Source organism: Agrobacterium sp. lyk4-40-TYG-31, from assembly GCF_030209855.1.
Taxonomy (GTDB): Bacteria; Pseudomonadota; Alphaproteobacteria; order Rhizobiales; family Rhizobiaceae; genus Agrobacterium; species Agrobacterium vaccinii.
The window spans coordinates 284352-307281 of record NZ_JARVRE010000005.1 but is presented as its reverse complement, the minus strand read 5'-3'; the positions used below and the strand labels follow the sequence as shown (position 1 = coordinate 307281).

Here is a 22930-nt window from a genome sequence, read left to right as displayed (position 1 = left end):
AATCCCTTATGGTTTGCATAAGATGGATAATCTTTATTTTGGCTTCTGTCTGATGCAAACTGTGTGCAGTGAATTTTCCAGGATATTGAAATGCATTCCCAGCCAAGACCAGCCGTCACCATCCGCCCCTGCGAAGAGGGCGATATCGAAACCATTACAGAGATCTATCGCGATGCCGTGCTTTACGGCAGCGCCAGTTTCGAAATCGAGCCTCCTTCCGCCGAGACGATGACCCAGCGCCGGGATGCTTTGGTGGCGGGGGGCTTTCCCTATATCGTGGCGGAGGTGGAGGGCACGGTTGCGGGCTATGCCTATGCGGGGCCGCACCGCGCTCGCCCTGCTTACGGTGCCACGGTGGAGGATTCGATTTATGTCGATCCGAACCGCAAAGGCCTTGGCATCGGCAAGACGTTGCTGCTGGCGCTCATCGATGAGGCAACCGCCAAAGGCTTCCGGCAGATGGTGGCGGTGGTCGGCGATTCGGACAATGCCGCCTCTGTCGGCGTCCACCGTGCGGCAGGTTTCGATATGGTCGGCACGCTCAAATCCGTTGGCTGGAAGCACGGTCGCTGGCTCGATATCGTGTTGATGCAGCGTCCGCTGGGTGACGCGGACACGACGCCACGGTTTTGATCACGGCTTGGTCGATCCCGGCAGTTCGACCTTGACGGTGTCGGCTGAAAATTCGCTGCCGAGTTCGACCTTCTTCGTCTTCTTGTCGTAAACGCAGATGTGGCTGATGGTGGTCTTAGTGCCCTTGGCGTTGCCGGTGAGGATCGCCAGGCCATAGTTTTCGCTGCCGGTCGGATCGACCACCGCCTTGGCATCCTCGATCATGTCCTTGGATGCATCGAGACATTTGGCCTGCACATCGGCTGCGAATTCCTGCCATGCAGCGTCGGAAGAGGCAACGGCGGGCAGTGCCAGAAGGCTTGCCAGACCGGCTACGAAAAACTGTCGTACCATGGTGTTACTCCTTGGAGTGTACTCGCCGCAAAAGAGGACGGATTTTCTTGTTTCGGTACGGCAGCCTCGGGTTGAAAAGTGTTTTCCGCAGGGCATGAGACGAATTTTCTCTTTTGCCGGAACAATTTGATATTTCACAGGTTGCCTCGGATGGCGTCCGCTCTTATGGTCCGGGCACACGGTTTCAAGGAGCGGTCAAGCCGCTGCAACAAGGAGTAAAACCATGGCTTTTGAACTTCCAGAATTGCCTTACGATTACGATGCGCTCGCGCCTTACATGTCGCGCGAAACGCTCGAATTCCACCACGACAAGCACCACAAGGCCTATGTCGACAACGGCAACAAGCTTGCTGCCGAAGCTGGTCTTGCTGACCTTTCGCTGGAAGAAGTCGTCAAGAAGTCGTTCGGCACCAATGCTGGCCTGTTCAACAACGCTGCCCAGCACTACAACCACGTCCATTTCTGGAAGTGGATGAAGAAGGACGGCGGCGGCAACAAGCTGCCCGGCAAGCTGGAGCAGGCTTTTGCGTCTGACCTCGGCGGCTACGACAAGTTCAAGGCTGACTTCATCGCAGCCGGTACCACGCAGTTCGGCTCCGGCTGGGCATGGCTGTCCGTCAAGAACGGCAAGCTCGAAATCTCCAAGACGCCAAACGGTGAAAACCCGCTGGTTCACGGCGCAGACCCGATCCTCGGCGTCGACGTGTGGGAACATTCCTACTACATCGACTACCGCAACCTGCGTCCGAAGTACCTCGAAGCTTTCGTCGATAATCTCATCAACTGGGATTACGTTCTGGAGCGCTACGAAGCTGCTGCCAAGTAAGCTTTCAACGCTTTTAGAATACGAAACACCCGGCCTCAGCGCCGGGTGTTTTCGTTCTGTCATATGCGTGTCATTCGCCCGGCCTATGCGGGTGCCATCATGACCGACACATCCCCTCTCTTTTCCTTCGGCATCATCGCCGATGCTCAATATGCCGATATCGCGCCGCGCCCGGAGATGGACCGGTTTTATGCGCAAAGCACGCGCAAGCTGGACGCTGCAATCGAGGTGTTCAACGCCCACGATCTCGAATTCGTGGTGACGCTGGGGGATATCATCGATCGTGGCTGGGAGAATTTCGACGCTATTCTGGCGTGTTACGACAGGCTGAAGCATCGCTCCGTATTGCTGCCCGGCAATCATGATTTTGCGGTTGCGCCTGAATATCTCGACAAGGTCCATGCGCGTCTCGGTATGCCTACACCCTGGTATGACTTTGCTATCGGCGGCGTCCGCTTCATCGTGCTGGATGGCAGTGATGTCAGCGTCTTTGCGCCACCCCCGGGTGATCCGCGTCGGGAGCTGGCGGCGCAGAGATTGGCGGCCCTTGCGCAGGCGGATGCCGTCAACGCGCAAGACTGGAACGGCTCTTTCAGCCCTGAGCAGTTCACGTGGCTTCGCGACACGTTGGCCGCGGCAGATGCGGCAGGCGAAAGCGCCGTCCTTTTCTGCCACTACCCACTCTACCCGCAAAACTCTCACAATATGTGGGACGCACCTGACATCCTCGACCTTCTCTCGGCACATCCCAGTGCCAAGGCTTGGTTCTGCGGCCACAACCACGTCGGCAACTACGGCCTGCTTGGCGGCACGCATTTTCTGAACTTCAAGGGCATGGTCGATACGCGGGACGAAAACACCTTCGCCATTGCCGATGTCTATGACGACAGAATCGACATCCGCGGTTTCGGTCGTGAAGACTCGAGAACGCTAAGCTTCTGATATCAAGATATTTCAGACAGCCCACCGCAATGTAGTCAGCAGGCGAAATGTATCGCCCGCGAGATGAGTTCACCACACGTATTCATTTGATATTTCTATTCATTTGATGTTTCCCGGAAAAGCGGCTGGATTTGGCGCGATATCCCACATCGATCATTTTGCGACCGCTCTATTTTCAGGACTATTCGATATGACCTACACGGAAAATCTCTGGCTTTATTTCTCCCTCCTGTTCGGCATCATCATCTTGCCGGGTATCGACATGCTTCTTGTGTTGGCAAGTTCGCTGACCGGCGGCCGAAAGGCGGGACTTGCCGCGACATCCGGCATCATGGCGGGCGGGGTGGTGCATTCGCTGTACGGCGCTGTCGGCGTGGGGCTTCTCGCCAGCCTCATGCCCGTGCTGTTCACGCCGCTGATGATTTTTGGCGCGGCCTATATGGTCTGGGTTGGCATCGGCCTCATGCGCAGTTCCATTGTGGTGGAGGGGGATGAGGTGAGCGCCAGCGCGTCGGCCCGTCGTGCGTTCTGGCGTGGCATCGTCACGTGCCTGTCCAACCCCAAAGCCTATCTTTTCATGATGGCCGTTTACCCGCAATTCCTGAAGCCGATCTACGGTCCGGTGTGGATACAGGGCGTCATCATGGGGCTGATGACGGCGGGCACGCAGCTTGCGGTTTATGGAACGCTGGCGCTAACAGCGGGCAAAAGCCGGGATTTGCTGGTGTCCTCGCCGCAGACAACGATTTTTATCGGTCGCGCTGCGGGCTTGCTGCTGGTCATCATCGCCGGTTTCACGATTTGGGAGGCCGTTGCCGTGAGGTGATATGGGACTGATAATGCTTGAAAAATTCACCGGAATGTGACTTCTTTTTGCCATGTGAAACAGGCATCTTCTGTTTCGCTCGTGGCCAATGTTGAGTGTATCTGCGCGGCTGTTCCACGTTCTGACATTTAAGACCATTTCATAGCATCACCCCGCTGCGGCGGATCCCAGGAGAGAGACGATGAAGCTTAAAACCATTGCCGCATCCATACTGATAGGCTGTCTTTGCGCCGGTGCGGTTTCCGCAGCCGGCGAGGTCGAAAAGCGCGAAGGCCTGATGAAGGGTATCGGCGGTGCCATGGGCGCGCTGGGCGCTATCGCCAAGGGTGAAAAGCCTTACGACGCAGCCGCCGTCAAGACCGCCGTCACCACCATCAGCACCAACGCCAAGGCGTTCCCGGACCAGTTCCCTGCCGGTTCCGAAGGCGGTGCTGCGGCGCCTGCCATCTGGCAGAACTTCGCAGACTTCAAGTCGAAGTCCGAAAAGCTCGGCACGGATGCGGACGCGGTTCTGGCACAGTTGCCGACGGACCAGGCCAGCGTCGGTGCTGCCCTGAAGACGCTGGGTGCAGATTGCAGCAGCTGTCACCAGACGTATCGCCTCAAGAAGTAATCGCTGAAAAGCCAGGTCCGCCGGTCATCCGGCGGACTTTTTCATCATGGATTTTACAATAGGCGGAGAAGGCGATGGCTTCCATCTGGGCCAGGCTGGCAGGCGGTGCCGTTATTGCGGGCGCGGCGGGGCTCGGTGTTTTCATGTGGGTGACCGCGCCTCAACGTCAGGCGCCCAGCCACTGGGCCAATTTAGGCGAACCGAACCTTGCCAATGGCGAGACCCTGTTCTGGGCAGGCGGTTGCGCCAGTTGCCACGCGGCACCCGATGCCACGGGTGATGCGCTGAAGATGCTCTCCGGCGGGCAGGCGCTGCCCAGCCCCTTCGGCACCTTCCACATGCCCAATATCTCGCCCGATCCGCAGCATGGCATAGGCGCATGGACAGTCGCAGAATTCGGCGATGCCATGACGCGCGGCGTCGGCAAGCAGGGCGAACATCTCTACCCGTCTTTTCCCTATAATTCCTATGCGCGGATGACGCCGCAGGATGTCAACGACCTCTTTGCCTATCTGAAAACGTTGCCCGCCAGCACCAATGATGCGCCGGGCCACGATCTGCCGTTTCCCTTCAACATTCGCCTGTCGCTGGGCGGCTGGAAGTTCCTGTATTTCGACAAGGGGCAGCCGCGTGTCGAACTTGCCAATGCGAGTGCGGATGTCGTGCGCGGACAATATCTGGTCGAAGGCCTTGGCCATTGCGGCGAGTGCCACACACCACGCGATGCGCTGGGTGGCTTCCTCAAGGGACAGTGGCTGGCGGGCGGACCGAACCCGGAGGGCGAGGGCAAGATACCCGACATCCGTCCCGAATCCGCCACGATCGGCTCGTGGACTCAGGCCGATATCGCCAACTACCTCGAGACTGGCTTCACACCGGATTTCGACAGTGCTGGCGGCTCCATGGTCAAGGTGCAGCAGAACATGGCCCGCATTCCCGCCGAAGACCGCGATGCGATCGCGGCCTACCTCAAGGCGCTGCCATCTCCCTGATGGCCATTGACTCGGCGAAACTTCCGCCGGATAACAGATGTGTGATGGTCTTTCCGGGTTCGCCCGGAAAGTGAAAAGGGAACACGATAGAAGCGCCAAGCTTTGATTCGTGGCTGCCCCCGCAACTGTGAGCGGATAGCCTGAGAACGAAAAGCCACTGATCTGGCGCATCGACGCGAAATCGTCTTCGATTTCGTAAAGTAAGATGCCGATGCAAAAGGATTGGGAAGGTGTTTTCAAGGTTACGACCCGCAAGCCAGGAGACCTGCCATCACGTGAAGTGTCGTCCAAACCGGCGGGGTGTCCGGAACAGCACGGTTGCGAGGTCTGACATTTCAGGCCTTAGGACCCTGTGTCTCTTTTCCCCGTGGTGAATGTTGAATGCGGTCGTGCGGCGTTTGATCAGAACAACGCCCACCCGCACAGGAAAGGGTCACCATGTCTATCCAGCAGAATACGGCCTCAGCCGTCTCAACCAAAACATCGAAAATCGCGCAATCATTGACGGCAGCCGCACTCGGCCTGTTCATCGTCGGCTTCGTCGGTTTTTCTCATGTCGAAGCCGTGCACAATGCCGCGCATGACACGCGTCATGCCAACGCTTTCCCTTGCCATTGAGGGGAGAGTATCAATGCCATTTTTCCGTAACATCGTCTTCACCGCCGTTCTGGTGGGGCTGATTGCCGGTCTGGCCGTCAGCGCACTTCAAGCCATCGGCACCACGCCGCTCATTCTCCAGGCGGAAACGTTCGAGAACGCGGGTGGCGAAGCAGCCCCCGCTCACGCCCACGATGCAGCAACACCTGCCGACCATCACCACGATACCGAGGCATGGGCACCTGCCGATGGCTTCGAGCGCAACGCCTATACCCTTGCCGCCAATGTGCTGACGGCTATCGGTTACGCGCTGGTACTGACAGCCCTTATCTCGCTGCGCAGCACCCAGGGCGGCTGGCGCGAGGGCCTGTTCTGGGGCCTTGCCGGTTTTGCCGCCGTCATGCTCGCCCCCATGATCGGCCTGCCACCGGAATTGCCGGGAAGCCCAGCTGCTGCGCTTGAAGCACGGCAAATCTGGTGGGTCGCGACCGTTGCGGCAACGGCTGGCGGCATTGCGCTACTTGCCTTCAAACGCAACGAACCGTGGGCCATCATCCTTGCTGTGGTGCTCATCGTCGCACCGCACATCGTCGGCGCGCCACTGCCGCCAGAGGGTGAACATGCGCTGGCCCCGTTGCCGCTGGAACGCCGTTTCATGGTTCTCGCCACCGTCACCAGCTTTGTCTTCTGGCTCATCCTCGGCTCGCTGAGCGGCCTGTTCCTCAAGCGCTTCGAGACAGCCCGGTAATATGCCCCAACCTGGTGAAAACGCATTGGAATGGAGCGACGAGCTCGACGCCCTGCGTTTTTCCATCCCCGGTCATGGCGCACCTTGCGCCATGCATCGGCTGGCCTTCAAGGCGTTGTTGCCGGAAGAGCCGGGCAGGGATGCTTGCCTGACATTTTTCGCGGAAAACAGAAATGCGTTCTTAAGCGCGGCTACCGCCAAGATCGCGCGACTTGCGTTGCCATTCGACCGCAGCCTGCACATCAACAGCCGTGATGTCAGACGCGTGATGGCCGGAAATGCCACGCAGGGCGCAGCCCGTGCCTGCCGCGTTCTCGATCCGCGCTGATCTCACCGATGCTCCGCTGAAAACACCGCGATTTCGGCTTCTGCTTCCGGTCCCCACAGATCGAGCGCCTTCAGCACTTCGGCGGCAAAAGTCACCGGCGCGCTGCCGGGTGCAGTGACGATGCCTTCGTCGCTGACGGCTTGCGGCTGGTCGCGGTAGTGCTCCACGCCCTGATAGATCTCGTACTTGCCGTGGGACTCTAGCGAATTGCCGGTATGGGCCACGTGGTTCAACACGCCGGTTCCCGCCAGCGCGCTTGCCGCGGCGCAAATGCCGGCGACCACGCGGTGCTGGGTGCGAAAGCGGTGGACGAGATCGGTGAAATCCGGTGCCGCTCCCTTTTCCCAGGCCAGCCCGCCGGGAATGACCAGCGCATGGATCGTCTCCGGGGCGAGCGCGTCATAGGCCATGTCGGGCGTGACCCTCAGGCCGCCCATGGATGTCACGGGCGCGCCATCCGGTGAGGCCGTGACAATATCGACTCCTAGATATCCCCGTGCTGCCGCGGCCAGCAAAGCGGGTTCCCAATCGGCAAATTCCTCGGTCAGAGCCAAGGCGATGCGAGGCATAGTCTTCTCCTGCGATCAAAGACATCAAGATCGGCGACCGGATGTCCGGCCGTCAAGCGAAACCTGAAAACGGCTTGGTCGGTTCCGTCTCGTTCGATGCTCTACGCCAGTGCCTGCATGAAGCGCATGCCGGTGACGGGACGGGGCACGAAATCCATGTTTTCGTAGAACTTGTGCGCAGCGAAATTGCCAGTGGCAGCACCGACGGACAGGAAGTCGCAGCCGCAACGCTTGGCCACATCGCGTGCACGCCCGACCAGATGTTGGCCGGTGCCGTGGCCACGATGTCCATCCCGCACGAAGAGGTGGTGCAGTTCCATGCCGCGACGGCCTTCCTGCGCGCGGTACTGCGGCACGAGAATGGCGTAGCCGATCAACTCGCCATCCGCCTCTGCTACCAGCGCGGTGATCCACGGCATCTGCGCGAACAGATCGCGCTCCAGCTTCTCAGGCGTAATCGCAGCCGCATCGCCATGATGGGCGGCCAGCAGCGTGATCATCTCGTTCAGCTCAGGCAAATCCGTCTTGCGCGCCCCACGAATGGTCACGACAGGCGGTCTCGGCAAAGTCAGAAGGCTGTCCTCAGTCATTTTCTCGTCCCTCGGTTTTTTGGTGGTGCCGTCAGGACGTTTGAAAACAACAAAGCCGCCTGACGGCGGCTTGTTGACAAAGTGATCTGTCGAGCCGCCCTTAAAGGAAGGCCCAAAAATACGTGCAGGAAATGGGTGCGCGTGCGTTGATCATGCCGTGAGTGATGCGCTGGAATTGGGAAGGTGTCAAGGGCGCTAAGGGCATGCAGACCAAAATTCGGATTTGCTTACGCGTCGTCGCGTATCAAAAAGAGCTGCCCATCTGCATAATGAAGTCCCCAGCCTGCGCACCGGAGCCGATGGTTCACCTCATACACGCGATCAAGGTTGGGGTCGAACATCGCGGCGGTCACCCAGTCTCGGAGATGGAACGTATTGCCTGCAGCCGCATAGAGTGGCTCGTTTAGGAAGAGCTGTGCACCAACAGCCTGCAATTGTTCATCCGGGGTGGGCTCCCATAAGTTTTGCTCGAAGAGGTATGATATTCGCTGCACATCGGGCAAGGCGTCGTCAGTGTTGCACGCTGCTGGATCAATTACGATGATTTTTGACCAATCGACCTGCTCGTTTGGGCGCGCTTCAAGGGCACTATGCTCTATGTCCCGCACCAGCTTGCGAGCTTCTTTTTCCGTAAGTTGTGTTGAAGGGGACGCCAGATAATCCTCGAGCCTCCGATACATTTCCGCTCCGTTTGGAAACATGGAAAAACAGGCTCGCCGCGTTTCGGGTAGGACATGACAAAACTCGTAAATCAGCCGGTGATCAACGTCGATATCCTCTGGAAGGGGGAAACGACGCTCTACTTCTGCGTTCACCTTCAGCAACTGGTCTTGGTCAAAAGCGTCATGCCAGGCTGCCTGCCAGACGCGAAATTGCTGTTTGAACCAAGAATTTTGCTGGTTTCTCTTTTCTTCCCACTCGTTGGGCATATCGTGATTTACCTCTCGATTGTAATATCCAGAAAAATCATTCGACTATATCGTCTCCCATTTCCGCTACGGACACGTTGGTCAGAGCCCTTCTGGATGAGGTGAAATCCAGTTTTGGAATTTGGCAGCGAGGTCCGACACTTTTTTAAAGCTGTCGGGAAATAAGTCGAAGCCTCCATCATAGGGAGGTAAAATGGCTCCGTGTTCCCGGCATACCCACATTGTTGGCCCGATTGCGTCATCGGCTATCGCCAAGAGCAGTTTGTCGTGCTCGCCCTTACGCCACCGTATTTTCGTAACCTTGAATGACCAAGAGTTTTCTCCGGGCTCATCGTCACACGCTTCAAATCCGCGGCATTCAACCTGCCAACACTCCGCTTCGTTACCAAACACGGCATCACCGAGGGCGTAAGCCCTCTCCAAGATGATCGCCGTTTCGGCCTCGTTTTCAGCGTAACGCTTGGAGTTCGGCAAAGCATGAAATCGTTTCCATGGAACAGATTTATCCTGCCGAAGTGAATAAGCAAGAGGCTGCCGGTGGCCGTAAAAGCGGCTCCAGTCGAGACGAAAATCCTGTTCTAGGGTTTCAATTGGCGCCATGGAGTAATGCAAAATTCCCTTTATTATCCAGTCAATCTCAATGCTCGTGCTCACACAGCCTGTGATCCGACAGCGCGCGGATAACATAGCAATCCTCGATAGAATGCCCGTCGCAATGAGAGACGATGCGTTCCAGCTCGTGTTCCAGCTTCTTCAGCTTTGCGATCTTTTCGCGGACGGTCGTCAGGTGGTCGGCGGCGATGCGGTCGGCGTCGGTGCAGGGCATATCGCGGTGCTGGCTGAGCGCGATCAGTTCTTTGATCGCATCGAGATTGAGGCAAAGGTCGCGGGCGTGGCGCACGAAGGCGAGGCGTTCGAGGTCGGATTTTTCGTAGCGCCGTTGGTTGCCCTCGGACCGTTCGGCTGCCCGCAGCAGGCCCATCTGCTCGTAGTAGCGAATGGTCGGCACCTTGACGCCGGTGTTTCGAGACAGATCACCGATGGAGTACATATCCATTCCTCATAGCTATAGCTTCTGGAGATATAGATCTTTGGTGGCACGGTAGCAAGGTGAGGGGGGCGGCACCTTGCACACTGCGTCATTTCCATATAGTATACCCCCCTATATTATTTTGAAAGAAACTCATGTCACACACCTCCCAGAACAAGGACAAGCTGCTTGCCCGCATCCGTCGCCTCAAAGGCCAGATGGAAGCGGTGGAGCGGGCGTTGGAAGGTGGCAAGCCGTGTGGAGAGGTGCTGCAATTGCTGGCGTCCGTGCGCGGCGCGCTGTCCGGGCTGACGGGCGAGGTGATGCAGGACCATCTGCATGAACATGTTCTGCATGCCGAAAATGACGAAGAGCGTGCCCGTGCCACGGAAGAACTGGCGCAGGTTCTGAAAACCTACATTCGATAGAGGTGTGCCATGACGGCAGCGACTGACCATTTACACTCGCATCCACATCCCCACGGCACGCATAGCCATGTCTTTCTCGGCGATAACCACGAGCGCAATGAGCGCCGCGTCTGGGCCGTCATCGGCCTGACGACGGCGATGATGGTGGCGGAAATTGCCGCCGGTAGCTGGTTCGGCTCCATGGCGCTGACGGCGGATGGCTGGCATATGGCGACCCATGCGGGCGCGATGCTGATTTCGGCTCTGGCCTATCTCTATGCCCGCCGTCAGGTTGCCAATGACCGTTTCACCTTCGGGACGGGAAAATTCGGCGATCTCGCGGGCTTTGCCAGCGCCGTGGTGCTGGGTGTTGCCGCCATCATGATCGCGTGGGAAAGCCTGCTGCGCTTCTTTTCGCCGGTGGATATCGATTTCAATCAGGCAATCGCGGTTGCCGCCATCGGTCTCGTGGTCAACCTCGTCAGCGCGTGGCTGTTGAAGGACGATCACCATCACGACCACGGACATGGACATTCGCATGGCAGCCACGCGCACCATGGAAGCCACGCCCATCATGGTGATCACGCGCACCATGAAAGCCAGGGCGGCAAGGATAACAACCTGCGTTCCGCCTATCTGCATGTGCTGGCCGATGCGCTGACATCGGTGCTCGCCATCGTCGCGCTGCTGTTGGGCAAATGGAACGGCTGGACTTTCCTCGATCCGGCCATGGGCATCGTCGGCGGCATCGTGATTGCGCGCTGGTCCTGGGGGCTGCTGCGCTCTACCGCATCCGTGCTGGTCGATGCCGCACCAGAAGCGCAGGACCTTTCGCGTGAGATTAGAGATGCGGTGGAAACCCCGCAGGAGCGGATCACAGATCTGCATGTCTGGCAGGTAGGGCCGGGGCACCATGCCGCCATCGTCTCGATCCAGGCATCGTCACCGCAGGCACCAGCATTCTATCGGCAGAAGCTGGAAGCAATCCGCGAGCTGTCGCATGTGACGGTAGAGATCAGCACTGCCCATCCGGCGTGATGTGTTGAGTTCAAGGCCTGAAGCGATAAGGCGTGTGCATACCTTATTCCTGTGCTTGTCACAGGAATTCAGTCGTCGCGCGTCTGCGCGCTTGCGCTAGCTGAGAAAGTTTGGAGATCGCGGCGTCATAACTCAAGCCGCAGAGCGTTGAATGTGGAGCGGCGCGATGACTTTTGAGCGCAGCCACTCCCGCAACATTAATCAACTTTTAATCTAAAATATGCTTGCTGGCGACGTAGACGCAGTTTGAGCGATGCGATTCGTGGGCAGATCAATGTTCCGTATAGGCTTGGCGAAACCAGGCGCTGTCCAGCTGCGAAGTGGCCCCTTCGCTGCCCTGCGCGGTGCTGGAATCTGCGTCATTGCTAACGGTCCACAGAACGTTGGCAAGAGACGTCGTTTCCAGCACGTTGACGAACGAAAGTCTGCCGCCGCCGGAAACCGTTTGCTGCTGCTCGGGAGCGACAGGCTCAACCGTGCGCTTTTCGATGTGCTGAGAGCGGCTTTGATGCGCAGATCCGCCGATATTATTATCGATATTCATTGCAAGCCTCTTTCTTGACCGATTAACGAATTGTTAACGGCCGAAGCTTGCGCGAAGCTTGCGTCATTGTGTTTGGCTTGCGTTCTTCGCTTGACAGCATGGAAAGTGCTGCTTCGTTTTTACGTTTTTTAGGGTTGCCAAACCAGAAAACCGCTATTTCGAGCGATTCCCTAACGTAAGACGCCCTCCGCAAGGTGAGTCGTGGAGAGCGTTGGGTAGAATCAGGCGATCCGCTTTTCCGGTTCCGGCGATTCTGACGGCTCTGTCAGTGGCACGTCTGTCGTCGCGGCCTCATCATCCTGCGTGGCTGGGGTCACCATGGCCGCCATCAGCGTCTCGATGCCGATGCTGCCAACCGTCTTGCCGTCCTCGTCTACCACTTGCGCGGTGGTCTCGTTGGCATCCGTCATGTCACGGGCAATGTTTTCCAGCGTGTCCGTTTCCAGAACCGACAGGTTTTCCGGCGCGGTCGTGGCCGGTTCCATGACGGTGGTGGCTTGCAACACGCGGCCACGGTTTACGTCGCGCACGAAGTCGCTGACATATTCATTGGCCGGATGCTGGATGATGCTCTGGCCATCGCCCTGCTGCACCATCTCGCCGTCTTTCAGGATTGCGATATGGTCGCCGAGACGCAGCGCTTCATCCAGATCGTGGGTGATGAAGACGACGGTCTTCTTCAGTTCCTGCTGAAGATCGAGCAGCATGGTCTGCATATCGACGCGGATCAGTGGGTCGAGCGCAGAGTAGGCCTCGTCCATCAACAGAATGTCTGCATCGTTGGTGAGCGCTCGGGCCAGACCCACGCGCTGCTGCATGCCGCCGGACAGCTGGTTGGGGTAATTGTCCTCGTAACCATCAAGGCCCACCCGGTTCAGCCAGTAGCGGCCTTTTTCAAGGCTGTCCTTGCGGGACACGCCCTGAATATCGAGACCATAGACGCTGTTTTCCAGAACCGTGCGGTGCGGCAACAACCCGAATTTCTGGAACACCATCGCTGTCTTGTGGCGGCGGAAATCGCGAAGGGCGGACGTGCCCATCGAGCAGACGTCCTCGCCGCCATACAGAACTTCACCCGCACTCGGCTCGATCAGCCGGTTGATGTGGCGGATCAGCGTAGACTTGCCGGAGCCAGAGAGCCCCATGACCACGGTGATCTTGCCGCCGGGCATGGTGATGTTGATGTTGTTGAGACCGAGAACGTGATTGTGCTTGTCGTTCAGCTCCGTCTTGCTCAAGCCGTTTTTAACGGCTTCGAGATGTCTCTCAGGGTGCTTGCCGAAGATCTTGTAAAGTTGGCGGATTTCGATGTCCTTAGCCATGTTGCACCTCGCGATATTTCTGCAAACGCTTGCCGAAGGCTTGGCTGGCACGGTCGAACATGATGGCGATGGCCACCAGCGCAAAGCCGTTCAGAAAGCCGATTGTGAAGAACTGGTTGTTGATGGCCTGAAGCACGTTCTTGCCCAAACCGCCGACACCGACCATGGAGGCGACCACGACCATGGCCAGCGACATCATGATGGTCTGGTTGATGCCGGTCATGATGGTGGGCAGCGCCAATGGCAGCTGCACATTGAACAGCTTCTGGGTGTTGGACGAGCCGAAGGCGTCCGCTGCTTCCAGCGTTTCCCGGTCCACCATGCGAATGCCCAGATTGGTCAGGCGGATCATCGGCGGTATCGCGTAGATGACAACCGCAATCAGGCCCGGCACCTTGCCGATGCCGAAGATGACGACGACCGGAATGAGGTACACGAAGCTCGGCATTGTCTGCATCACATCCAGACCCGGATTGATGAAACGCTGGAGACGCTCGGACCGCGCCATGAGAATGCCCAGCGGCAGGCCGATGGCAACGGCGATCAGCGTCGCAATCGCCACGATCGACAGCGTCGTCATCGCATCGCGCCACAGACCGACCGCGCCGATCAGGCACAGCGAAACGGCGGTGCCAAGCGTGATGCGGAAGCTGCGCCCGGCCAGATGCACCATGGCCAGCAGGCCAAGAAAAATGATGATCCACGGCGTCTGCGTGAAAAAGCGTTCAGATGAATTCAAAAACAGCTGCAGCGGGTGCATGACCGTATCGATGACATCGCCGTAACTGCGAACGATATCACGGAAGCCGTCATCGATAGACTTGCGCGCCACGCGCATGGTGCTGTTGCCAATGGCCGGAAACTTGCACAGCATATCCGGCAGGAGATTACAGAGGGCCATTATTGTTTTTTTCCCTTAGTGTTTGTTAGAGGGGCTTGTGGGTCGATGCCGAGTATGCGGCATACCCCCCTCTGTCCTGCCGGACATCTCCCCCACAAGGAGGGAGAACGACTCGGGGCGACCTCTCGGTCACCTCAAACGTCGAGAGTGGAGCGATGTCGGCGCGCCCGGCTGATCTCCCCACCTGTGGGGGAGATGCCCGGCAGGGCAGAGGGGGGTGAGCCACGCATTCAAGGGCTGCGATCAAACCGCAGCCCCAAACGCACTCACATCAAATCGAAGCCTTGATCTTCTCAGCCACTTCAGGCGAAACCCACTTCGTCCAGATGTCCTCATGGTTCTCGAGGAAGTACGCTGCACCGTCTTCATTGGTGCCCTGATTTTCATCCATCCAGGCCAGAATTTTCGCCAGGGTTTCATTATCCCACTGGCGCTTCTTCACGTATTCGCCTGAAGGGCCAGCCTTTTCGGCAAACTCCTTGGTCACGACGGTAAAGACGTCAGCGACGGGATAGGCGTTTGGCTTGGGGTCGGCGCAATCGGCCTTGGCGATGCAATTGTCGTAGGCTTCGCGGTCGAGTTCGACGCCGTCATCCAGCTTGACCATGTCGTATTTGCCCATGATCGCCGTTGGTGCCCAGTAATAGCCAAGCCAACCCTGCTTCTTTTCGTAAGCGTTGGAGATGGAGCCATCGAGACCCGCAGCCGAGCCGGTATCGACGAGGGTAAAGCCCTTGTCTTCCGCCTTGCGCGCCTTGAACAGATTGGCCGTCGTTGGCTGGCAACCCCAACCGGGAGGGCAACCGAAGACGGCGCCCTTGCTGGCATCTTCCGGGGCGGGGAACAGTTCGGGGTGCTTGAGTGCATCTTCGACTGTCTTGATGTCGGGATGTGCATCAGCCAGATACTTCGGAATCCACCATCCCTCGATGCCGCCATCGCTGAGGATCTTGACGTCCTGAATGAGATTGCCGGACTTGATGGCTTCCTCGTAAGGCGCGCCGAGTGTGTTGACCCACATTTCAGGCGCCATGTCAGGCTGGCCTTTTTCGTTCATGGAGGTGAAGGTCGGTGTGGTATCGCCGGTCACGATATCGACCGTGCAATCATAACCGTTTTCCATGATGAACTTATCGACATAAGCCGCGACACCAGCGGATGCCCAGTTCATTTCGGCGATGGAGATATTGCCGCAGGTCTCAGCGGCGTTGGCGGTGCTTGCGCCAGCGGCGGCGGCGAGGGTGAAGCCCGTGACAAGAATGGTCGAGGCGAGGAGTTTCTTCATTGTAAGACCCCCAAGTCTAATGCAGTGTTTATGTGAGGCATACCGGGGCACTGCAAAGCCCGGCCTGCCAAAGCGCCGGCGCGACATCAACGATATCGGCTGCCAGAACGCAGAGCTAAAGCCATGGAGCGTGAATTCCGCCAGCATGCGCCAGCGAAAGCCCCAGAACGAAATGACATGCGCGGAAAGACGAGTGGAAACCCGTCAAAGAAAAGTCGCTCGACAGCGACGAAAAGAGCCGCAGTCACAGCGGCGAAAAAGCGCGTAAATATGTCAACGGGTTTTATAATACGGCGAGAAGATGATATTGCAACGCAAAATGCCGCATTGCAGCCATGCGCATTGCTGCGGAACCATTTTGAGGGATGGGTAATACTTTTGGATGGCTATATTATACTGATAAAATGTATTTTTAAATTTCTTGAAAAATTAAAATGCAATTAATTTTGAAGATACATTCGAATAACCTGATGATTTGATTTTTTGTGGAAAAAATCTCATATAAATCATTTTTAGGAGGTATTTTTCTCCCGGCGGCCCTCAAGTTCGTCATCCTGGGCCTGTCCCGAGGATCTAAGCACGCTTCCGCGGACGCAACGTGGTTAGATGCTCGGGACAAGCCCGAACATGACGATCCGAGTGGGTTTGGGCGTCAATGGAACCTCACATTTAACCACTACGGCCACCGTCTCCCCGCCGCACGACTGACAATGCAGCTTTGTCTAGAAGCGTACATCCACACTCCCCTCATTCCTGTGCTTGTCACAGGAATCCAGCCAGCCCAAGTCCTTGGGCTGAAAAGACTCTCTCCGCCGCGCAGACGCGCGACGACTGGATTCTTGTGACAAGCACAGGAATGAGGGGAGTGGGTGGTGATGCGTGAACCACAAAGGTCAGCCTATCCCAATCATGGGCGTTCCTTCACCTATCCGGATCGTCAAACCGCAGCCTTCCCAGCCACCTTCAGCGCAAACGCATACTCAAACGCAATCTCCTCAAGCCGCTGGAACCGCCCGGACTTGCCACCATGCCCCGCCGCCATATTGGTCTTCAGCAGAATGGGCGCTTCACCCGTGGTGTGCTCGCGCAGCTTCGCCACCCACTTGGTCGGCTCCCAGTAGGTCACGCGCGGGTCGGTCAGGCCTGAAATGGCTAGAAGCGGCGGGTAGGGTTTCGCGCTGACATTGTCGTAAGGCGAATAGGCCGCGATCCACTGATATTCCTCTTCCGATTCCAGCGGGTTGCCCCATTCCGGCCATTCCGGCGGTGTCAGCGGCAGGGTGTCGTCCAGCATGGTGGTCAGCACGTCCACGAAGGGAACTGCAGCGATGATGCCTGCGAATTTCTCCGGTGCCATATTGGCCACCGCGCCCATCAGCATGCCCCCGGCAGAGCCCCCTTCCGCGATGATGCCGGAATAGGAGGTGAAGCCATCCTTCACCAGATGGTCAGCCGCCGCGATAAAGTCTTTAAACGTGTTCTGTTTATGCTCCATCTTGCCGGTTTCGTACCATTCGAAACCCTTGTCCTTGCCGCCGCGAATATGGGCTACGGCATAGACGAAGCCGCGATCGGCCAGCGACAGATTGTTGGTGCTGAAGGACGCGGGGATGGAAATGCCGTAAGCGCCGTACCCATAAAGCAGGCACGGAGCTGAACCATCCAGCGGTGTATCCTTGCGGTAAAGCAGGGAGACCGGCACCAGCGCGCCATCATGCGACGTCGCCATGATGCGACGCGTCACATAGTCTTCAGGGTTATGACCGGAAGGCACTTCCTGCGTTTTCAGAAGCGTGCGCTCACGCGTCACCATGTCGTAATCGTACAGCTGGCTTGGCGTCGTCATGGAAGAGTAGCTGAAGCGGATGACATTGGTGTCGTATTCCGCCGCACCGTGCAGACCCAGCGAATAGGCCTCTTCGTCAAACGCAACGCTGTGTTCCTCGCCGCTCACACGGTCGCGGATGACGATGCGTGGCAGGCCATCGCGACGCTCCAGCCAGATCAGATGGCGGGCATAGGCGTCGATATCGAGGATGAGACGGCCCGGTTCGTGCGGCACCACTTCCGTCCAGTTTTCCTTGCCCGGCGCCGCGACCGGTGTTTGGCAGATGCGGAAATCCTTGGCGTCGCCGTCATTGGTTAGAATGTAGAAGACATCGCCGCCCTCGCACAGCGAATATTCGATGCCTTCCTCACGCTCCGCCACGACCTGCGGCTCGGCGGTCAAATCCTTGGTGGAGAGAATGCGGTACTCGCTGGTCTCGTGGTCGTGAATATCGATGAAGATGAAATCATCGAGAACCGAAGCACCCACACCCATGAAGAAGCCGGGGTCTTTTTCCTCATAGACCAACCGGTCGGATGATTGCGGCTGACCGATAATGTGGTGGAAGACCTTGGACGGACGGTGGTTTTCGTCCTGCAGCGAATAGAAGAAGCTCTTGCCATCCGGCGCCCATGCGCCACCACCGGCAGTGTTCTCGATCACGTCTGCCAGGTCCTCGCCGCTCTCCAGCTCACGAATGCGCAGCGTGTAATATTCCGAACCCTTGTCGTCGTAACCCCAGATGCCGCGACTGTGATCGCTGGTCTGGTCGAGACCGGCGAGCCGGAAATAATCCTTGCCTTCGGCTTCCTTGTCGCCGTTCAACAAAACGTGCTTCTCGCCACCGCCGCGCGGCGTGCGGAAATAATGCGGCTGCTCGCCACCGGTCACGAACAGGGTGCCATAGGCATAGGGACCGTCATTCACCGGCACGGATGAATCATCTTGCTTGATGCGGCCTTTCATCTCTTCGAAAAGCTTTTCCTGAAGCGGCTTGGTATCGGCCATGGCCGCTTCCATATAGGCGTTCTCGGCCTCCAGATGGGTGCGGATCTCAGGGGCCAGCAGCGTCGGGTCCTTGAACATGGCCTGCCAGTTGTCGGCGCGAAACCACGCATAATCATCCGTGCGCGTTATGCCGTGATGCGTATCGGTGGTCGGCTTTTTCGCTGCAACGGGCGTTGCGGGCAGGTTCTTGAAAATGGACAAGGGAAACTCGCTTTCATGGGAAATCAGTCTGCGTAGCCAAAGATGTAGAGTGCCACCGCAGGTGGATCAAGGTCGAAATCTTGCCGTGGTGAAACCGGACACGGGCACAATTCTGTCAGCTTTCCATCACAATTTCATACTAGATCGCAAATCTGACACATCCATGTCGATGCTGTCGATCAGTGGGTTTGCACAGCGAATCAAAAAGAAGAAACGAAGAGCCCGAACAGGATCCCATGCAAAAGCTTTTCCCCGTCGCCCTTCTTGCAACCTTGGCCGGCCTGCCTGCGGCCATGCCTGCATTTGCCATCGACGCCAACGTCCTGCGCCAGTTGAACGTGCTGGCGCCCGAGGAACGCCTCGAGCAGCGCTGCGATATCGAGGCCATGGAGCGCATCGCCAAGGAACAAAAGGGCATGAAGCCCGACAAGGTTATCGCCTATGCCTTCGGCGACCCTGATGTAACCTCCGACAGCATCAAGGCCTCCGGCGCCGTGTTCAGAAGCGGCGGCGAATGGTTCCGCCTGCGCTACAAATGCCAGATCACGACGTCCACGCTAGGTATCAAGGATTTTGATTACAAGGTGGGAGACAAGGTGCCGGAAGCGCAGTGGGCGAAGCATTATTTGTATGATTGAGCCACAACGTCCCTCATTCCTGTGACAAGCACAGGAATGAGGGCCGCGAGACTGCCAGTTGCCAATCCGCAACGATATCTAACTGATTTCTTATTGATATTGCCGCTTGCCGAATTGCCGACTAATCCTTGTGTCAGAGGGTTTTTCAGGGGCAGGTTGCATGAGTGTGCGTTTTCACGGGCTTTCGGCGTTTCCGCTGACACCGGCGGATGAAGAAGGCGTCGTCGATGTCGAGGCGCTGTCGCGGTTGATCGACAGGGCAGGGGCAGCGCAGGTGGACTCCATCGGCCTGCTGGGCAGCACGGGAAGCTACGTCTATTTCTCTCGCGAACAGCGCCGCCGGGCCGTGGAAGCGGCAGCGGAGTGCCTGAAAGGCAGCCGTCCTCTTCTCGTCGGCGTGGGCACGCTGCGCACCAATGACGCGGTCCTGCTGGCAAAGGATGCGGAAGCGGCGGGAGCGAATGCGCTGCTGCTGGCACCCGTGTCCTATGCCCCGCTGACGCAGGAAGAGGTTTATCACCACTTCGCAGCGGTTGCCGGTGCCACCAGCCTGCCGCTCTGCATTTACAACAACCCGTCCACCACGCATTTTACCTTCACCGACGAGCTGCTGGTGCGGCTGGCTTACATCCCGCATATCCTCGCGGTAAAAATGCCCCTGGCCGCCAATATGGAATTCAAGCCGGAACTGGAGCGTCTACGCCCGCGTCTGGGCGACAATTTCTCCATCGGCTATAGCGGTGATTGGGGCTGTGCCGATGCCGTGCTGCAAGGAGCAGACGCCTGGTACAGCGTCATCGGGGGCCTTTTGCCGGTGCCTTCATTGCGGCTTTTGCGTGCCGCACAGGCAGGCGACAGCGCCGAAGTTCAGCGGATCAGCGCTTACTTCGAGCCACTATGGGCCTTGTTCAAGGAGTTCGGCAGCTTCCGCGTGGTCTATGCCGCCGCCAACCTGCTGTCGCTCACCCACCGCCAGCCACCTCTGCCGGTCATGCCGCTCAGCGTCAGCGATTGCGCGCGGGTGGAAGAGGCGCTGGCAAAGCTTGCAGAGCTGGATGGCCTGCCCAACGCCACGCCATAATTCCGGCACTTTGCGGGCAGATTTGCCATGCAGTTGAAGATTGAAAGCACCTGACATGCTGAAGAAACTTGCCCTTGCCTGCATGCTGACCGCAGTCGCGTCTCCCGTTTTCGCGAGCTCCGGCCTGCTGGAGCCGACGTTGAAAATGCAGCCGGGCAAGGCGCATGCTCCGCGCGTTGCGATCACGCTGGATGCTTGCATGGGCAAGACGGATTTTCGCATTCTCGATACGCTCGTCAACGAGCAGATCCCCGCCACCATCTTCGTCACCGCCCGCTGGCTCAAGCACAACCCCGAAGCGCTGGCGATCATGATGGCGCACTCCGACTTGTTCGAGCTTGAAAATCACGGCGAAAACCACATTCCCGCCGTCGATAAGCCCGTCTCGATTTACGGCATTGCCGCCGCCGGTTCGGAAGCGGCTGTAGAGCAGGAAGTGGAAGGCGGCAGGCTCGCCATCGTTGCTGCCACGGGTCACCAACCGCAATGGTTTCGCGGCGCAACGGCGAAATATACGGCATCGTCCATGACAACCATCAATCGCCTCGGCGAACGCGTCGCGGGTTATTCCATCAATGGCGATGGTGGCTCGCTGCTGGGCGCAGGTGCAACCGCCAAACACATCGCATCCGCAAAAGACGGCGATGTCATCATCTCCCACATCAACCAGCCGACGCACGAAGCAGGCGAAGGCGTTGTCAAGGGCCTGCTGGCCCTGAAAGCCCGCGGCGTCATCTTCACCCGCCTCGACAGCTCGGCTTTTATCGCTCCGTCGAATTGATCGCTTTCAGCCGACGGCTCGTTCCAGTGCCGCCGTCACCCATTTGTTCAGGCTGACACCATCTTTTTTGGCGGCATTCGAAACGGCTTTGTGAAGCCTGGGTTCCGTACGCACGACGAACTGGCCTGAAAATGGTTTTTCCGGTTCTTCTCCCCGTTCCGCGCAAAAGGAAAGATAGTCCTCAACGGAATCCGCCAACGCCTGTTTGAGCTCGGCAGCAGATGTGCCCTGAAAGGTGATGATATCTTTGAGGTCGATTACCTCTCCATGGAAAATATCCGCGTCCTCATCGAATTCGATGACGGCCTCGTATCCCTTGTAATGCATTACGCTCATGGCTTTATTCCTGCTTCACTGAGGAAACGCCGGACGGATTTGACCGCGCCTTTGTCCGTTTCCTTCTGTGGATGCGGGCGATGAAAAACCGCACGCACGCCGTTAAGAGCGACACGAACACGAGAGCCTTGGCCCTCCGTCACCTCGGCACCGCAGCTGACAAACGGTGCCTCGATGTCTCGCCACGCAATGCCAGCGCGAACGGGATCTGCATATATGGCATCGAGCACCGCGCGACGTCGCTTACCTAGCTCCATACAGTATCACTTTTTGATATCAATTCAAGATCGGAGGAATTGTTGTACGAGATTGAATTTTTATAAAAAGCAACTTATGGGCGCGGTTGCAAGTGTTGACTTTTACGACGGCAAATTCGGCACCACTCTGCGGGATGGAAACAGCTCGCGGGCCACGGTCATGCCGATGAGGGAGAGGGGCAGCGCCAGCATGGCACCGGCGGCGCCCCACATCCAGGTCCAGAAGATGATGGCGACGAAGACGAGGAAGGGGTTGATTTCCATGTTCTTTCCCACCACTGCCGGAAACGCCAGGTTTTCCATCAACAGGTGAATGGTGAAGAAGACGATGGCGGGCAGGAGGCCGAGGATGAGGCTGTCGTGGGTCAGAATGCCGCCGACCGTCAGGGCGAGCGTCATGGCGGTTATGCCGAGGAAGGGCACGAAGCTGGAAAGGAACGCGAACAGCCCCCATAGGAACGGCATGGCGAGACCGCCGACATAGGCGATGATGATCATCGAGACGCCAAGCCCCGCATACATCATAGATGCTGTCGCGAAGTAGGAGCTCAAAACCTGCTCGATGGACCCGATGGTGCGGATGGTACGCAGACGCTGGTGGCGCTGGGGGAAGGCCATGATGGTGGCCTTGCGCAGGCGTACGCGGCTGTAGAGAAACAGCAGCAAGGCTGCGAAGAAGATCAGGGCCTGGACGATGGCAGGCGTGATGTTGGAGCCGATGACGGCGATGATATCGCCGCTGCGTGAAATCAGCGATTCCATCGACATGGAACTCAGGCTGAAGGTGGCGGCGGAAACATTCAGCCAGCGCAGGCTTTGCAGGTAGGGCAAAAAGCGGTCGATGGCTTTTTCGACGATATTGGGGCCTTCTGCGGCCAGCGTCGAAAGCGGGTCGATCAGCGAGTTGACGACCAGAAACAGAACGAGCGCCACGGCAGACGACAGAATGAGCGCCACTGCAAACCCGGGAATGCCGTAGGAGTTCAGCTTGGTGGCGGCCACGCCCAGAATCATGCCCACCACGATGGCCATGACCACGGGAATGAGGATGATAGAGAGGGAGTGGATGACGCTCATCATGATGACGACGAAGATGCCGACGGTGGACCAAGCCACGGCCACATCCAGAGCCTCGCGGCCCAGCGGTTGCTGGCTTCTTTCATCGTCCTGCGCTGAACCCACAGCCCCGCGCATATAGGGGTCCTTGGGATCGGCAGCAAGAAGGCTCCGTTCCGCCTGTTTCCGGTTGGCAATCGTCTGGTCATTCATCGAACAGTCCCCCATCAGGGCGTATAACGCTCAACGGGTACGCCGGTTCCGGTGTATGGCCAATTTTGGTGTGGGGCG

Annotated in this window: 29 protein-coding genes and 1 riboswitch; of the genes, 15 read left to right on the top strand and 14 right to left on the bottom strand. The window is 58.0% G+C overall.

What is annotated here, in order from left to right; genetic code table 11:
- The first annotated feature begins 90 nt into the window (after nt 1-90).
- Nucleotides 91-633, top strand: coding sequence for a GNAT family N-acetyltransferase (locus tag QRN55_RS11875; protein ID WP_233136100.1), 543 nt, complete (start codon nt 91-93; stop codon nt 631-633).
- On the opposite strand, the gene QRN55_RS11870 is transcribed toward QRN55_RS11875, so the two are convergent.
- Nucleotides 634-966 carry a hypothetical protein gene (locus QRN55_RS11870; RefSeq protein WP_112498413.1) on the bottom strand — a complete coding sequence of 111 codons (333 nt, stop codon included), beginning with the start codon at nt 964-966 and terminating at the stop codon, nt 634-636.
- Nucleotides 967-1189: 223 nt separating this feature from the next.
- Here QRN55_RS11870 and QRN55_RS11865 point away from each other — a divergent pair, with 223 nt between their 5' ends.
- The 8 genes from QRN55_RS11865 (at nt 1190) to QRN55_RS11830 (ending at nt 6838) form a co-directional block, all read left to right on the top strand.
- The gene (locus QRN55_RS11865; RefSeq protein WP_111840708.1) at nt 1190-1792 is read left to right on the top strand and encodes a superoxide dismutase; all 603 of its coding nucleotides are present in this window, start codon (nt 1190-1192) and stop codon (nt 1790-1792) included.
- Nucleotides 1793-1891: 99 nt separating this feature from the next.
- Entirely contained in the window at nt 1892-2734 is an 843-nt protein-coding gene (locus tag QRN55_RS11860) for a metallophosphoesterase (RefSeq protein WP_284777169.1), read from the top strand.
- A 190-nt stretch (nt 2735-2924) separates the two neighbouring features.
- Entirely contained in the window at nt 2925-3560 is a 636-nt protein-coding gene (locus QRN55_RS11855; protein WP_284776841.1) for a LysE family translocator, read from the top strand.
- 181 nt (nt 3561-3741) lie between these two features.
- Nucleotides 3742-4173 (top strand): c-type cytochrome, encoded by a 432-nt coding sequence (locus QRN55_RS11850; protein WP_162694648.1) that lies wholly within the window; start codon nt 3742-3744, stop codon nt 4171-4173.
- A 74-nt stretch (nt 4174-4247) separates the two neighbouring features.
- Nucleotides 4248-5165, top strand: coding sequence for a cytochrome c (locus QRN55_RS11845; protein WP_284776840.1), 918 nt, complete (start codon nt 4248-4250; stop codon nt 5163-5165).
- Between the two features lie 28 nt (nt 5166-5193).
- Nucleotides 5194-5452, top strand: a riboswitch (cobalamin riboswitch).
- Between the two features lie 151 nt (nt 5453-5603).
- Complete coding sequence (locus QRN55_RS11840; RefSeq protein WP_233122821.1) at nt 5604-5783, top strand: CbtB domain-containing protein; 180 nt, start codon at nt 5604-5606, stop codon at nt 5781-5783.
- Between the two features lie 13 nt (nt 5784-5796).
- Nucleotides 5797-6510 carry a CbtA family protein gene (locus QRN55_RS11835; RefSeq protein WP_112498415.1) on the top strand — a complete coding sequence of 238 codons (714 nt, stop codon included), beginning with the start codon at nt 5797-5799 and terminating at the stop codon, nt 6508-6510.
- 1 nt (nt 6511) lies between these two features.
- Nucleotides 6512-6838, top strand: coding sequence for a hypothetical protein (locus QRN55_RS11830; RefSeq protein WP_284776839.1), 327 nt, complete (start codon nt 6512-6514; stop codon nt 6836-6838).
- Between the two features lie 2 nt (nt 6839-6840).
- Here QRN55_RS11830 and QRN55_RS11825 read toward each other — a convergent pair whose 3' ends face one another.
- From QRN55_RS11825 to QRN55_RS11805, 5 genes are all read right to left on the bottom strand, one after another.
- Nucleotides 6841-7407 carry a type 1 glutamine amidotransferase family protein gene (locus tag QRN55_RS11825; RefSeq protein WP_284776838.1) on the bottom strand — a complete coding sequence of 189 codons (567 nt, stop codon included), beginning with the start codon at nt 7405-7407 and terminating at the stop codon, nt 6841-6843.
- 101 nt (nt 7408-7508) lie between these two features.
- Nucleotides 7509-7997 (bottom strand): GNAT family N-acetyltransferase, encoded by a 489-nt coding sequence (locus tag QRN55_RS11820; RefSeq protein WP_112498418.1) that lies wholly within the window; start codon nt 7995-7997, stop codon nt 7509-7511.
- A 227-nt stretch (nt 7998-8224) separates the two neighbouring features.
- Nucleotides 8225-8926, bottom strand: coding sequence for a hypothetical protein (locus QRN55_RS11815; RefSeq protein ID WP_284776837.1), 702 nt, complete (start codon nt 8924-8926; stop codon nt 8225-8227).
- A gap of 81 nt (nt 8927-9007) precedes the next feature.
- Nucleotides 9008-9526, bottom strand: coding sequence for a DUF3885 domain-containing protein (locus QRN55_RS11810; protein WP_284776836.1), 519 nt, complete (start codon nt 9524-9526; stop codon nt 9008-9010).
- Nucleotides 9527-9563: 37 nt separating this feature from the next.
- On the bottom strand, nt 9564-9977 hold the full coding sequence (locus tag QRN55_RS11805) for a MerR family transcriptional regulator (protein WP_284776835.1): 414 nt from the start codon (nt 9975-9977) through the stop codon (nt 9564-9566).
- 134 nt (nt 9978-10111) lie between these two features.
- On the opposite strand from QRN55_RS11805, the gene dmeR reads away from it, so the two are divergent.
- Together dmeR and dmeF are read left to right on the top strand one after the other, a co-directional pair.
- Nucleotides 10112-10384, top strand: coding sequence for a Ni(II)/Co(II)-sensing transcriptional repressor DmeR (gene dmeR / locus QRN55_RS11800; protein ID WP_045231236.1), 273 nt, complete (start codon nt 10112-10114; stop codon nt 10382-10384).
- Between the two features lie 9 nt (nt 10385-10393).
- A complete protein-coding gene (gene dmeF / locus QRN55_RS11795) occupies nt 10394-11401 on the top strand; it encodes a CDF family Co(II)/Ni(II) efflux transporter DmeF (RefSeq protein ID WP_284776834.1) in 1008 nt (335 codons plus the stop codon).
- A 271-nt stretch (nt 11402-11672) separates the two neighbouring features.
- Here the strand turns inward: dmeF and QRN55_RS11790 are convergent, their stop codons facing one another.
- From QRN55_RS11790 to QRN55_RS11775, 4 genes are all read right to left on the bottom strand, one after another.
- Nucleotides 11673-11945, bottom strand: coding sequence for a hypothetical protein (locus QRN55_RS11790; RefSeq protein WP_284776833.1), 273 nt, complete (start codon nt 11943-11945; stop codon nt 11673-11675).
- A gap of 221 nt (nt 11946-12166) precedes the next feature.
- A complete protein-coding gene (locus QRN55_RS11785; protein ID WP_284776832.1) occupies nt 12167-13267 on the bottom strand; it encodes a quaternary amine ABC transporter ATP-binding protein in 1101 nt (366 codons plus the stop codon).
- The gene (locus tag QRN55_RS11780) at nt 13260-14168 is read right to left on the bottom strand and encodes an ABC transporter permease (protein WP_173996332.1); all 909 of its coding nucleotides are present in this window, start codon (nt 14166-14168) and stop codon (nt 13260-13262) included. Before QRN55_RS11780 ends, QRN55_RS11785 begins: the two co-directional genes overlap by 8 nt.
- A 271-nt stretch (nt 14169-14439) precedes the next feature.
- Nucleotides 14440-15453 (bottom strand): ABC transporter substrate-binding protein, encoded by a 1014-nt coding sequence (locus QRN55_RS11775; protein ID WP_065699561.1) that lies wholly within the window; start codon nt 15451-15453, stop codon nt 14440-14442.
- Nucleotides 15454-15576: 123 nt separating this feature from the next.
- On the opposite strand from QRN55_RS11775, the gene QRN55_RS11770 reads away from it, so the two are divergent.
- A complete protein-coding gene (locus tag QRN55_RS11770) occupies nt 15577-15897 on the top strand; it encodes a hypothetical protein (RefSeq protein WP_284776831.1) in 321 nt (106 codons plus the stop codon).
- A gap of 493 nt (nt 15898-16390) precedes the next feature.
- Here the strand turns inward: QRN55_RS11770 and QRN55_RS11765 are convergent, their stop codons facing one another.
- Nucleotides 16391-18490 (bottom strand): S9 family peptidase, encoded by a 2100-nt coding sequence (locus QRN55_RS11765; RefSeq protein ID WP_284776830.1) that lies wholly within the window; start codon nt 18488-18490, stop codon nt 16391-16393.
- Nucleotides 18491-18726: 236 nt separating this feature from the next.
- Between QRN55_RS11765 and QRN55_RS11760 the strand changes: the two genes are divergently transcribed.
- The 3 genes from QRN55_RS11760 to QRN55_RS11750 all read left to right on the top strand — a co-directional run bounded on the left by QRN55_RS11760 (nt 18727) and on the right by QRN55_RS11750 (nt 20990).
- Complete coding sequence (locus tag QRN55_RS11760) at nt 18727-19128, top strand: DUF930 domain-containing protein (RefSeq protein WP_284776829.1); 402 nt, start codon at nt 18727-18729, stop codon at nt 19126-19128.
- A 160-nt stretch (nt 19129-19288) separates the two neighbouring features.
- Nucleotides 19289-20209, top strand: a complete 921-nt coding sequence (locus tag QRN55_RS11755; protein ID WP_284776828.1) for a dihydrodipicolinate synthase family protein — start codon at nt 19289-19291, stop codon at nt 20207-20209.
- A gap of 55 nt (nt 20210-20264) precedes the next feature.
- Nucleotides 20265-20990, top strand: a complete 726-nt coding sequence (locus QRN55_RS11750; RefSeq protein WP_284776827.1) for a polysaccharide deacetylase family protein — start codon at nt 20265-20267, stop codon at nt 20988-20990.
- Nucleotides 20991-20996: 6 nt separating this feature from the next.
- Here the strand turns inward: QRN55_RS11750 and QRN55_RS11745 are convergent, their stop codons facing one another.
- From QRN55_RS11745 to QRN55_RS11735, 3 genes are all read right to left on the bottom strand, one after another.
- Nucleotides 20997-21326 carry a type II toxin-antitoxin system HicB family antitoxin gene (locus QRN55_RS11745; RefSeq protein WP_284776826.1) on the bottom strand — a complete coding sequence of 110 codons (330 nt, stop codon included), beginning with the start codon at nt 21324-21326 and terminating at the stop codon, nt 20997-20999.
- Nucleotides 21323-21583, bottom strand: coding sequence for a type II toxin-antitoxin system HicA family toxin (locus QRN55_RS11740; protein WP_284776825.1), 261 nt, complete (start codon nt 21581-21583; stop codon nt 21323-21325). The genes QRN55_RS11745 and QRN55_RS11740 overlap by 4 nt, the downstream gene beginning before the upstream one ends.
- Before the next feature lie 102 nt (nt 21584-21685).
- Nucleotides 21686-22852 (bottom strand): AI-2E family transporter, encoded by a 1167-nt coding sequence (locus tag QRN55_RS11735; protein WP_233122834.1) that lies wholly within the window; start codon nt 22850-22852, stop codon nt 21686-21688.
- Nucleotides 22853-22930: the final 78 nt, after the last annotated feature.

What these genes read in the sequence shown, in the direction of transcription:
- QRN55_RS11805 (WP_284776835.1), bottom strand. Translation starts at nt 9,977, where the DNA reads ATGTACTCCATCGGTGATCTGTCTCGAAACACCGGCGTCAAGGTGCCG.
- QRN55_RS11820 (WP_112498418.1), bottom strand. Translation starts at nt 7,997, where the DNA reads ATGACTGAGGACAGCCTTCTGACTTTGCCGAGACCGCCTGTCGTGACC.
- QRN55_RS11865 (WP_111840708.1), top strand. Translation starts at nt 1,190, where the DNA reads ATGGCTTTTGAACTTCCAGAATTGCCTTACGATTACGATGCGCTCGCG.
- QRN55_RS11740 (WP_284776825.1), bottom strand. Translation starts at nt 21,583, where the DNA reads ATGGAGCTAGGTAAGCGACGTCGCGCGGTGCTCGATGCCATATATGCA.
- QRN55_RS11815 (WP_284776837.1), bottom strand. Translation starts at nt 8,926, where the DNA reads ATGCCCAACGAGTGGGAAGAAAAGAGAAACCAGCAAAATTCTTGGTTC.
- QRN55_RS11745 (WP_284776826.1), bottom strand. Translation starts at nt 21,326, where the DNA reads ATGAGCGTAATGCATTACAAGGGATACGAGGCCGTCATCGAATTCGAT.
- QRN55_RS11845 (WP_284776840.1), top strand. Translation starts at nt 4,248, where the DNA reads ATGGCTTCCATCTGGGCCAGGCTGGCAGGCGGTGCCGTTATTGCGGGC.
- QRN55_RS11750 (WP_284776827.1), top strand. Translation starts at nt 20,265, where the DNA reads ATGCTGAAGAAACTTGCCCTTGCCTGCATGCTGACCGCAGTCGCGTCT.
- QRN55_RS11860 (WP_284777169.1), top strand. Translation starts at nt 1,892, where the DNA reads ATGACCGACACATCCCCTCTCTTTTCCTTCGGCATCATCGCCGATGCT.
- QRN55_RS11770 (WP_284776831.1), top strand. Translation starts at nt 15,577, where the DNA reads ATGGAGCGTGAATTCCGCCAGCATGCGCCAGCGAAAGCCCCAGAACGA.
- QRN55_RS11810 (WP_284776836.1), bottom strand. Translation starts at nt 9,526, where the DNA reads ATGGCGCCAATTGAAACCCTAGAACAGGATTTTCGTCTCGACTGGAGC.
- QRN55_RS11855 (WP_284776841.1), top strand. Translation starts at nt 2,925, where the DNA reads ATGACCTACACGGAAAATCTCTGGCTTTATTTCTCCCTCCTGTTCGGC.
- QRN55_RS11790 (WP_284776833.1), bottom strand. Translation starts at nt 11,945, where the DNA reads ATGAATATCGATAATAATATCGGCGGATCTGCGCATCAAAGCCGCTCT.
- QRN55_RS11780 (WP_173996332.1), bottom strand. Translation starts at nt 14,168, where the DNA reads ATGGCCCTCTGTAATCTCCTGCCGGATATGCTGTGCAAGTTTCCGGCC.
- QRN55_RS11775 (WP_065699561.1), bottom strand. Translation starts at nt 15,453, where the DNA reads ATGAAGAAACTCCTCGCCTCGACCATTCTTGTCACGGGCTTCACCCTC.
- QRN55_RS11875 (WP_233136100.1), top strand. Translation starts at nt 91, where the DNA reads ATGCATTCCCAGCCAAGACCAGCCGTCACCATCCGCCCCTGCGAAGAG.
- QRN55_RS11785 (WP_284776832.1), bottom strand. Translation starts at nt 13,267, where the DNA reads ATGGCTAAGGACATCGAAATCCGCCAACTTTACAAGATCTTCGGCAAG.
- QRN55_RS11870 (WP_112498413.1), bottom strand. Translation starts at nt 966, where the DNA reads ATGGTACGACAGTTTTTCGTAGCCGGTCTGGCAAGCCTTCTGGCACTG.
- QRN55_RS11825 (WP_284776838.1), bottom strand. Translation starts at nt 7,407, where the DNA reads ATGCCTCGCATCGCCTTGGCTCTGACCGAGGAATTTGCCGATTGGGAA.
- QRN55_RS11755 (WP_284776828.1), top strand. Translation starts at nt 19,289, where the DNA reads ATGAGTGTGCGTTTTCACGGGCTTTCGGCGTTTCCGCTGACACCGGCG.
- dmeR (WP_045231236.1), top strand. Translation starts at nt 10,112, where the DNA reads ATGTCACACACCTCCCAGAACAAGGACAAGCTGCTTGCCCGCATCCGT.
- QRN55_RS11850 (WP_162694648.1), top strand. Translation starts at nt 3,742, where the DNA reads ATGAAGCTTAAAACCATTGCCGCATCCATACTGATAGGCTGTCTTTGC.
- QRN55_RS11835 (WP_112498415.1), top strand. Translation starts at nt 5,797, where the DNA reads ATGCCATTTTTCCGTAACATCGTCTTCACCGCCGTTCTGGTGGGGCTG.
- dmeF (WP_284776834.1), top strand. Translation starts at nt 10,394, where the DNA reads ATGACGGCAGCGACTGACCATTTACACTCGCATCCACATCCCCACGGC.
- QRN55_RS11830 (WP_284776839.1), top strand. Translation starts at nt 6,512, where the DNA reads ATGCCCCAACCTGGTGAAAACGCATTGGAATGGAGCGACGAGCTCGAC.
- QRN55_RS11760 (WP_284776829.1), top strand. Translation starts at nt 18,727, where the DNA reads ATGCAAAAGCTTTTCCCCGTCGCCCTTCTTGCAACCTTGGCCGGCCTG.
- QRN55_RS11735 (WP_233122834.1), bottom strand. Translation starts at nt 22,852, where the DNA reads ATGAATGACCAGACGATTGCCAACCGGAAACAGGCGGAACGGAGCCTT.
- QRN55_RS11840 (WP_233122821.1), top strand. Translation starts at nt 5,604, where the DNA reads ATGTCTATCCAGCAGAATACGGCCTCAGCCGTCTCAACCAAAACATCG.